This is a genomic window from Lactobacillus hamsteri DSM 5661 = JCM 6256 (assembly GCF_000615445.1).
Lineage (GTDB): Bacteria > Bacillota > Bacilli > Lactobacillales > Lactobacillaceae > Lactobacillus > Lactobacillus hamsteri.
Window position 1 is genome coordinate 84,237 of sequence record NZ_BALY01000003.1, and the last position, 11,034, is coordinate 95,270.

3 protein-coding genes, 2 tRNA genes and 1 pseudogene are annotated in these 11,034 nt (G+C 39.1%); all 6 read right to left on the reverse strand.

What is annotated here, in order from left to right; genetic code table 11:
- Window positions 1-19 precede the first annotated feature (19 nt).
- The 6 genes and pseudogenes from rpoC to JCM6256_RS01685 all read right to left on the reverse strand — a co-directional run bounded on the left by rpoC (window position 20) and on the right by JCM6256_RS01685 (window position 10,920).
- Window positions 20-3,691 (reverse strand): DNA-directed RNA polymerase subunit beta', encoded by a 3,672-nt coding sequence (rpoC, locus tag JCM6256_RS01660; protein ID WP_025080106.1) that lies wholly within the window; start codon window positions 3,689-3,691, stop codon window positions 20-22.
- Between the two features lie 15 nt (window positions 3,692-3,706).
- Window positions 3,707-7,345 carry a DNA-directed RNA polymerase subunit beta gene (gene rpoB / locus JCM6256_RS01665; RefSeq protein ID WP_025080107.1) on the reverse strand — a complete coding sequence of 1,213 codons (3,639 nt, stop codon included), beginning with the start codon at window positions 7,343-7,345 and terminating at the stop codon, window positions 3,707-3,709.
- 214 nt (window positions 7,346-7,559) lie between these two features.
- Window positions 7,560-10,051: pseudogene (locus tag JCM6256_RS09400) on the reverse strand (ATP-dependent Clp protease ATP-binding subunit).
- 69 nt (window positions 10,052-10,120) lie between these two features.
- Window positions 10,121-10,579, reverse strand: coding sequence for a free L-methionine (R)-S-oxide reductase MsrC (locus JCM6256_RS01675; RefSeq protein WP_025080108.1), 459 nt, complete (start codon window positions 10,577-10,579; stop codon window positions 10,121-10,123).
- Window positions 10,580-10,730: 151 nt separating this feature from the next.
- Window positions 10,731-10,804 (reverse strand) — tRNA-Pro (locus JCM6256_RS01680).
- A 41-nt stretch (window positions 10,805-10,845) separates the two neighbouring features.
- Window positions 10,846-10,920: transfer RNA gene (locus JCM6256_RS01685), tRNA-Gly, on the reverse strand.
- Between the last annotated feature and the right edge of the window lie 114 nt (window positions 10,921-11,034).

An 11,034-nucleotide genomic window follows, 5' to 3' on the forward strand; every position in this document is an offset into this window, starting at 1 on the left:
TTTCTCTAACAGAATTTATTTATTTTTGTGGATTTGCATCCTTTGCCGCATCTTTTTCTTTCATTTGCTTTTCAATATCAGCAATTGAGTAAACAGATTGTGGCTTAGCTACATCCGCTTGTGGTTCCATATTACGGTAAATAGGCATACCAGTACCAGCTGGAATAATCTTACCAATAATAACGTTTTCCTTAAGTCCAAGAAGTGGATCGTTCTTGCCACGAATTGAAGCATCAGTAAGAACACGAGTAGTTTCCTGGAATGAAGCAGCTGACAAGAAACTGTTAGTTTCAAGGGCAGCCTTGGTAATACCCAAGATAACGCTTTGAGCAGTTGCTGGGATACCACCAGAAATAATAACTTCCTTGTTACGGTCCTTAAATTGGTCAATATCCATAACTTCACCTGGCAAGATATCAGTTTCACCTGGATCAAGAACACGAACCTTTTGCAACATTTGACGAGTTAATACTTCGACGTGTTTATCAGAAATATCTACACCCTGCATTCTGTAGGCTTTTTGAACTTCAGCTAAGATGTATTCTTCAGTAGTCAAAGTATCAGTAACTTGAATCAATTCCTTAGGATCAACAGAACCAAGAGTTAACTTGTCTCCACGATGAACGCTGTCACCTTCGGAAACAGCAACAGAAGCAGTATAAGCAACACTGTAAGTTCTAGTATCAATCTTACCCTTAACAGTAATTTCACGAGTATGTTCTGCAGGGTTTTCTTGAATTGAATCAACAATACCATCTACTTCAGAAATTGTCGCACGACCCTTAGGGTTACGAGCTTCAAACAATTCTTGAACACGAGGCAAACCTTGAGTAATATCTTCAGCACCGGCAACACCACCGTTGTGGAAAGTTCTCAAAGTAAGCTGAGTACCAGGTTCACCAATTGATTGAGCAGCAACAGTACCAACTGCTTCACCCACTTCAACTTCTTCACCAGTAGCAAGGTTCATACCGTAACACTTGCGACATACACCGTGAGGAGTATCACAAGTAAGAATTGAACGAATCTTGACATGAGTTACACCAGCATCAACAACCTTATGAGCCAAGTTTTCATCCATCATGACATCCTTAGCTACAATAGTTTCGCCAGTTTCTGGATCCTTAACAGTTTCAGCAGTGAAACGACCAAGCAAACGATCGAATAATGGTTCGATCATTTCGTCGCCTTCCATAATGGCACTAACTGTAATACCACGATCAGTACCACAATCATCATCACGAATAATAACATCTTGGGCAACATCAACCAAACGACGAGTCAAGTAACCAGACTGAGCAGTCTTCAAGGCAGTATCAGTCATACCCTTACGAGCACCGTGAGTGGACATGAACAATTCCAATACTGACAAACCTTCCTTAAAGTTTGAAGTAACAGGAATTTCGAACAAACCACCGTTAGGAGTGGCCATCAAACCACGCATACCAGCTAACTGAGTAAAGTTAGAAATGTTACCACGGGCACCTGAGTCGGCCATGATAGTAATTGGGTTTCTTGGATCGTAGATTTGAGCGATTTCGTTTTGGATTTCGTCCTTACATGCGTTCCAAATACTAATTACTCGATCGTGACGTTCTTGTTCAGTAATAAGTCCACGTCTAAATTGTTTAGAAACAATATCAACTTGCTTACGAGCCTTTTCTACCTTTTCATCCTTATCTTCAATTTCAGGAACATCGTTCATACCAATGGTAATACCAGAAGTAGTTGAACTAGTGTAACCTAATTTCTTTAAGTCATCCAAGTATTCTGAAGTTCTTTGAACCTTGTAATACTTGTAAATAGTAGCAATAGAATCTGATAAGAAACCACTCTTAAATGGTGTTGCAATTAAGTCATCAGCAACTGAATCAATCTTTTCTTGAATATCTTCACCTTCATTTAAGAAGTACTTTTCATCAAGTGGATTGTTCAAATTCTTTTCAGTTGGTTCGTTGATGTAGAAGTAGTCATCAGGGAAGAGTTGGTTAAATACGATCTTACCGTAAGTGGTAATAAAGATACCATGTTCCTTACCTGCTGGCCAAGGCTTCTTAGGCATAGAATCAGCTGACATACCAATAATTGTATGGTAGTGAATATCACCATTTTCATAAGCAACTGCAGCTTCAGCTGGTGAACTGAAGATCATGCCTTCACCTTCACGGCCCTTTTCAGCTTGAGTTAACCAGTAGTTACCTAATACGACGTCCTGTGATGGAGTAACGATTGGCTTACCATCCTTAGGTGCCAAAATATGGTGAGCAGCAAGCATAAGCAAACGTGATTCTGCAACAGCTTCATCAGATAATGGAACGTGGATGGCCATCTGGTCACCATCGAAGTCGGCATTGTAAGCTTCACAAGCTAATGGGTGCAAACGAATTGACTTACCAGGTACCAAAACTGGTTCAAATGCTTGAATACTCAAACGGTGAAGAGTAGGTGCACGGTTCAAAAGAACTGGACGTTCCTTAATAACATCTTCAAGTACATCCCAAATGTCATCATCTTCACGATCAATCTTACGCTTAGCGTTCTTAATGTTAGAAGCAATTCCGCGCTTAACTAATTCGTGCATTACAAATGGTTTGAATAATTCAAGTGCCATTGGACGAGGAACACCACATTGATAGAACTTCAATTTTGGTGAAACATCGATAACTGAACGACCTGAGTAGTCAACACGCTTACCAAGCAAGTTTTGACGGAAACGACCTTGCTTACCTTTAAGCATGTGTGAAAGTGACTTAAGTGGACGGTTACCTGGTCCAACAACTGGACGACCACGACGACCGTTATCAATTAAGGCATCAACAGCTTCTTGAAGCATACGCTTTTCGTTTTGAACAATAATATTTGGAGCGTTCAAATCAAGCAATCTCTTCAAACGGTTGTTACGGTTGATTACACGTCTGTATAAATCGTTCAAGTCAGAAGTTGCAAAACGTCCACCTTCCAATTGAACCATAGGACGCAAATCTGGTGGAATAACTGGAACAGCATCCATAACCATCCATTCTGGCTTATTACCAGAATTCTTAAATGCATCCAAAATGTCCAATCTTCTGATTGCACGTGTACGTTTTTGACCAGTAACTGTTTGAAGCTCTTTCTTCAAATCAGCAACTTCTTTAGCTAAGTCAACTTTCTTAAGCAAATCACGGATAGCTTCTGCACCCATTTTTGCAACAAAACGATTACCATACTTAGCTTTTTGTTCACGGTATTCTGCTTCAGTCAATAATTGCTTAGGTTCAAGATCAGTATCACCTGGATCAATTACGATATAAGCAGCAAAGTAGATAACTTCTTCAAGAAGTCTTGGAGAAATATCCAAAACCAAGCCCATTCTTGATGGGATACCCTTGAAGTACCAGATATGAGTAACTGGTGCTGCTAATTCGATGTGACCCATACGTTCTCTTCTTACCTTTGAAGAAGTAACTTCAACACCACAACGATCACAGACAATACCACGATATCTAACACCTTTGTACTTACCACAAGCACATGACCAATCTTTAGTTGGTCCAAAAATTCTTTCATCAAACAAGCCATCTTTTTCAGGCTTTAAAGTACGGTAGTTGATGGTTTCTGGCTTCTTAACTTCACCATATGACCAGCTTCTGATCTTGTTAGGTGATGCAAGACCAATTTGCATACTTTCAAACTTATTTACGTCGATCAAAAGTTTAACCTCCTACTATTTAGAAACTTTATCGTCGGATTCGTCTACTGGAGCTTCTTCAGGTTTATCTTCAGCTTTCTTATCCTTATCTTCTGATTTATCAGTTTCTACGGCTAACTTCTTCTTTTGTTGTTCTTCAGCCATACGTGACAAAGTATCAATATTCAAATGTTCATTTGAGTCATCATCCATATCACGAAGTTCAATTTCATGATGATCCATGTCAAGAACTCTAATATCCAATCCTAATGATTGCAATTCCTTAACAAGAACACGGAATGATTCAGGAACACCTGGCTTAGGAATTCTTTCGCCCTTAACAATAGCTTCATATGCTCTTACACGACCAACAACGTCATCTGACTTGTAAGTCAAAATTTCTTGCAATGTGTAAGCTGCACCATAAGCTTCAAGAGCCCAAACTTCCATTTCACCGAAACGCTGTCCACCAAATTGTGCTTTACCACCAAGTGGCTGTTGAGTAACTAATGAGTAAGGCCCGATTGAACGTGCGTGAATCTTATCGTCAACCATGTGAGTAAGCTTCAAGTAGTGCATAACACCAACTGACACACGGTTGTGGAATGGTTCACCGGTACGACCATCATAAACAACAGTCTTACCGTCTTTATCAACGCCGGCTTCACGAACAGTATCCCAAACATCGTCTTCGTTAGCACCATCAAATACTGGAGTAGCAACGTGGATACCCAATTGACGAGCAGCAGCACCTAAGTGCAATTCCAAAAGCTGTCCGATGTTCATACGTGAAGGAACACCCATTGGGTTCAAACAAATATCTACTGGAGTACCATCTGGCAAGTAAGGCATATCTTCTTCTGGAACAACCGCAGCAACAGTACCCTTGTTACCGTGACGACCAGACATCTTGTCACCAACTTGAATCTTTCTCTTTTGTGCAATGTAAACACGAACCATTGTGTTAACACCTGGTGAAAGTTCATCGCCGGCTTCACGAGTATAAACCTTAACGTCTTGGACAATACCGCCACCACCGTGAGGTACACGGAGTGAAGTATCACGAACTTCTCTAGCTTTTTCACCAAAGATGGCATGAAGCAATCTTTCTTCAGCTGATAATTCAGTTACACCCTTTGGAGTAACCTTACCAACAAGAATGTCACCATCATGAACTTCGGCACCAACACGAACGATACCATCAGCATCAAGATCCTTCAAAGCATCTTCACCAACGTTAGGAAGTTCTCGAGTGATTTCTTCTGGACCCAATTTAGTGTCACGAGCTTCAGATTCATAATCTTCAATACTGATTGAAGTATATACATCATCCTTAACCAAACGTTCAGAAAGCATGATGGCATCTTCATAGTTGTACATGTTCCAAGTCATGAAGGCAATCAATGGGTTTTGACCTAAAGCAAGTTCACCATGATCCATTGTTGGGCCGTTAGCAATAACATCACTTGCTTCAACAATGTCACCCTTTTGTACATTAGGAGTTTGGTTGTATGACTTAGAGTTGTTAGAACGACGGTACTTTTCAAGGTAGTACTTATCCAAAGTGCCATCTTCACGTCTAATACGAACTTCGTTACCGTCAACATATTCAACAGTACCAGCAGCTTGAGCCAAAAGTGCGGCACCAGAATCATGAGCAGCACGATATTCCATACCAGTACCAACAAGTGAACCATGAGGATTGATCAAGGGTGCAGCCTGACGTTGCTGGTTGGCACCCATCAAAGCACGGTTAGAGTCATCGTTTTCAAGGAATGGAATACATGCAGAAGCAACTGAAACAACTTGCTTAGGAATAACATCCATGTAGTCAATCTTATCAGGAGAAACTTCGACGTTGTCTTCCTTATGACGGGCCAAAATAATGTCTTCCTTAAATGAACCATCTTCATTTAATGGAGTGTTAGCACCGGCAATAATGTAGTTATCTTCAACATCAGCAGTTAAGTAGTCAATCTTGTCGGTAACCTTGTGAGTCTTCCAAGAAACACGACGGTATGGAGTTTCAATGAAACCATACTTGTTAATAATTGCGTATGATGCCAAAGAGTTAATCAAACCAATGTTAGGACCTTCTGGCGTTTCGATAGGACATAAACGACCATAGTGAGTATAGTGAACGTCACGAACTTCATAACCAGCACGGTCACGAGTCAAACCACCAGGTCCTAAAGCTGACATACGACGCTTGTGAGTCAATTCACCCAATGGGTTGTGTTGGTCCATGAACTGTGAAAGTTGTGATGAACCAAAGAATTCCTTGATACTTGCAACAATTGGACGAATGTTGATCAATTGTTGTGGAGTAACAGTTGATGGATCTTGGATTGACATTCTTTCACGAACAACACGTTCCATTCTTGCCAAACCAATTCTAAATTGGTTTTGAAGAAGTTCGCCAACACGACGAATACGACGGTTACCCAAGTGATCGATATCATCAGTAGTACCAATCTTATCTTGAAGTACGAAGAAGTAGTTAATTGATGCTAAAACATCGGCTGGAGTTAAATGCTTAACGTCATCACCAATGTGACCGTTAGAAATCAACTTAACTTCACGTTCTGGATCAACCTTTGAGAAGACCTTAATTTCTTGTACAGTGATTGGATCTGGCAACACACCTTCTTTTGAAGGTTCATAAGTTACCATCTTAAAGTCATCACGATCAAGGTACTTTTCAAGAGTATCCATTACTTCATGAGTAACAACAGTACCCTTCTTAGCAATGATTTCACCAGTATCTGGATCAGCTAAAGTTTCAGCCAAAGTTTGACCGTACAAACGGTTCTTAAGTGAAAGCTTCTTATTGATCTTGTAACGACCTACTGGAGCTAAATCATAACGACGAGGATCGAAGAAACGTGCAAACAAAAGTGAACGTGATGAATCAGTAGTCTTAGGTTCACCTGGGCGTAATCTTTCGTAAATATCCTTCAAAGCTTCAGCAACGCGAGAGTCAGCTGGATTCTTGTGAACATCTTTGTCCAAAGTAAATTGTAAACTGTCACTTTGACCAAACATTTCAAGAATATCGCTGTCTGAGCCGATACCCATAGCTCTAATCAAAACTGATAATGGCAACTTACGAGTACGGTCAACACGTACGTAAGAAACATTCTTAGCATCAGTTTCGTATTCAAGCCAAGCACCACGGTTAGGAATAACTGTAGTACCAAAAATTTGACGACCATTCTTATCATAATCACCTGAGTAGTAAACACCCGGAGATCTTACCAATTGAGAAACGATAACTCTTTCAGCACCGTTAACAATAAATGAACCTGATTCGGTCATTAATGGTAAATCGCCAAAGAAGACATCTTGAGTCTTAATTTCGCCAGTTTCTTGGTTAGTCAACTTCAAAGTTACGTGCATTGGTGCAGCATAAGTTGCATCATGATCACGAGCTTCATCAACGCTGTACTTAGGCTTTTGAAGCTTGTAGCCAACGTATTCTAATGAAAGCTTACCAGAGAAGTCGCTGATTGGCATAATGTCATCAAAAACTTCTTTGATACCTTTGTCGAGAAACCACTTATATGATTGGGTTTGAACATCGGTCAAGTTAGGTAATTTCAAAACTTCTTTAATCTTTGAGAAACTACGTCTTGTACGATGCTTACCGTAATTCACTACGTGTCCGTTTAACAAGGAAAAACATCCTTTCTGTTAGAGAAAGCAAATATTACAATTCTGTTACAAATTAAAAAAACTCGAATTTTAGGCATAAAAAAGACAAAAACAACTCAGTGTCGTTTTTGTCTTTATCATTTTGCTGGACAATAGATCAGCAAAATCCTGAAATTCAGCCTTTTAAATCAGCAACTAATATACCGTAGATTTGCAATTTTGTCAAATACAACAACTAGTTAGCAACCTTTTCTTTTGGCTTTGCAACATCAAATCTAAGCTTGCCATGGCTAGCACCAATTTTCAAAGTATCACCTGAAATAAGTTCGCCATCAATAAGCATTTCAGCAATCTTATTTTCAATATCATTTTGAATTGCTCTTCTAAGTGGACGAGCACCATTTTCTGGATCATAGCCATCTTCAGCAATCTTGTCCAAAGCAGCTCTAGAGATCTTCAAGTCAATGCCCCTCTTATTTAAGCGAACTACTAACTTGTGCGTTAACAAAGTAACGATTTGACGAAGTTGCTTCTTGTTAAGCTCTTCAAAAATAATTGTTTCATCCACTCTGTTAAGAAACTCCGGACGGAAGAATTGCTTAAGGGCCTGCTTAACTTTCTCAGCACGCATCTTGGCCTGGCTTTCATTGTCGGCATTAAACCCAACTGCCTTAGTTTCAAACAAGCTACGTGAACCTAAGTTAGAAGTCATAATAATAATTGTATTTCTAAAGTCGACTTTTCTACCCTTAGAATCAGTTAAGAATCCTTCATCTAAAACTTGTAAAAGCAAGTTAAAGACATCTGGATGCGCCTTTTCAACTTCATCAAGCAAAACCACTGAATATGGATGACGACGAACTTGTTCTGAAAGCTGGCCGCCTTCTTCATATCCCACATATCCAGGAGCTGAACCAATTAATTTGCTGCTGGCAACCTGATCCATGTATTCAGACATATCAATTCGAATGATATTATCTTCTGAGCCAAACATTGCTGCGGCAACTGATTTAGCAAGTTCAGTCTTACCAACACCTGTTGGCCCCAAGAATAAGAAAGAACCAATTGGTCGACGTTCATCTTTAATTCCGCTTCGACTACGACGAATTGCACGAGCAACAGCTTCGACAGCCTTATCTTGGCCAATTACGCGTTCATGCAAGATACCTTCAAGATGCGATAATTTATGCGTTTCATTTTTCTTCATTTGCGTTACTGGTACGCCAGTCCATGAAGAAACAACTTTGGCAATATCTTCTGAATTAACTACAGCGTTTGAACTAACTTTTTCTGTTAAATCATCTAATAATTGTTCGTGCATTGCTTTCAAACTATTTTGCTTATCCTGCAACTTAGCAGCTTCCACAAAATTTTGACCAGCCGCAGCTTCATTTTTTTGTTCGATAACCTTTTTTAATTGCTCATCAAGTTGAATCAAACGGTTATTAGAGCCAACATTATTTTTAATCTTAACAGCCGCACTAGCCTCATCGATCAAATCGATTGCCTTATCTGGCAAATAGCGATCTGCAATGTAGCGTGTTGACAAATCAACGGCATCCCTAATGCTTTCATCAGAAATAGTTACATGATGGAATTTTTCATACTTTGGCTTCAAGCTTCCAAGATCTTAATTGTTGCCTCTTTAGAAGGTTCTTCTAAACGAACTTGTTGGAAACGACGAGCCAATGCTTTATCTTTTTCAATATATTTTTGATATTCATCAAAAGTTGTTGCACCAATCATTTGAACATCGCCACGGGCAAGTGCGGGCTTCAAAATATTTGAAGCATCAATCGCACCTTCAGCACCACCCGCACCGATCAAAGTATGCATTTCATCGACAAATAAAATAACTTTTCCGTCTTTCGCTACTTCTTTAAGGATATTCTTCATCCTATTTTCAAATTCACCACGATACTTTGTACCAGCAACTAAATTTGCTAAGTTTAAAGACATTACGCGTTTATCAAGTAAATCATGAGGAACATCTTTTCTAACGATTGCGGTAGCAATTCCTTCAGCAACAGCAGTTTTACCAACTCCTGGTTCACCAATTAGAATTGGATTGTTCTTTGTACGACGAGAAAGAATTTGAATCACACGAGCAATTTCTGCTTTTCTGCCCACAACAGGATCAATCGCACCTTCACGGACACGTTCATTTAAATTAATTGCAACTTTATCCAAATTTGGTGTAGTACTCTTCTTTTTCTTGTTTGAAGCAGTTCCGTTAGTTGTACCAATATTTGAATCACCGGTCAACCAATTGGACGAATCACCAAAGCTTTGTTTTTGATTAAGTTCTTGCTCAACATCATCTCGCAATTGATTAATATCTACATTCAAGTTTTTCAAAATCATTGAAGATAAAACTTGTTCACTAGCCACTAATCCAAGCAAAATATGACTTGTTTGAATTTCATGATATCCCATTTGATCCGCAGATCTTTTAGCATAGTCTAAAACTAAATTTAGACGTGGAGAAATTTCCATGTAGCTAGTATTAGCAGCTGAACCATAACCTGTGTAGCGTTCAATTTCTTCACGAACCGCCGTTGGGGTTAAATTCCATGCTCGCAAAATCTTGCCTGCATCCCCATCTGACTCAATTACTAAAGCTAGCAAGACATGTTCTGTTCCAATTAAACGGTGATGGAAATTCTGCGCTTGCTCTCTTGCAATTTCCAAAACCTGATTAGCACTTTTACTATAAGAGTTTTCCATACAGACACCCCTTTAAAATTGACGTTCAATATTTTAATTGTTTATATCGTTAATGTAAACCAATATGTCCTAATGGTTAAATATTGTTTCTGAAACTTGTGTCAAATAGTGATTATCAATTTCATCAAAATTATTTAAAACTGTTGAATCAAAATCAAATACTCCCCAAAGCTTATTTTCTTTAAAAATAGGAACAACAATTTCTGATTTTGAATCACTATCGCATGCAATATGACCTGCAAATCGGTGAACGTCTTTCACAATTTGCGTCTTTTCAGTTTTAGCGGCCGTACCGCATACTCCTTTTCCAAAAGAAATGTGTACACAAGCTGGCTTGCCTTGAAAAGGTCCTAAAATCAGCTCATTATTTTTTACTCGATAAACTCCAGCAAAATTCACATTATTCAAACTATTGAACAAAAGAGCAGATAAATTAGCCGTATTGGCAATCCAGTCATCTTCCCCTTCAACTAGAGCATAAGCTTGTTTAACTAATAATTCATAATCGGATTTCGCAATAGCTGACATAATCTGCTCCCTTCAAGTTTTAAGTCATTATAACAAACCCAACTGTTTTAAACTAGTAATTAACTTATTTTTGGTAAGCACAAGCTATTTTTTAAATAACTTAAACTAATTGGCATAAAAAATAGCCTAGGTATTGCCTAGACTATTTTTATCGGGAAAACGCGATTCGAACGCGCGACCTCTACGTCCCGAACGTAGCGCTCTACCAAGCTGAGCTATTTCCCGAGTACAAAAAAAGCTCACCCGGAGGCGAGCCTTTTAAATTCTGGAGCGGAAGACGGGATTCGAACCCGCGACCCCCACCATGGCAAGGTGATGTTCTACCACTGAACTACTTCCGCAGAACAGTTATTATTATAGCAGATGGATACAACTTTGCAATACCTTTTTTGAAAAAAGTTTAAAAATATATTTTCCAAAAAAGAGTAACAAAAAAGACTCACAAATGTGAGCCA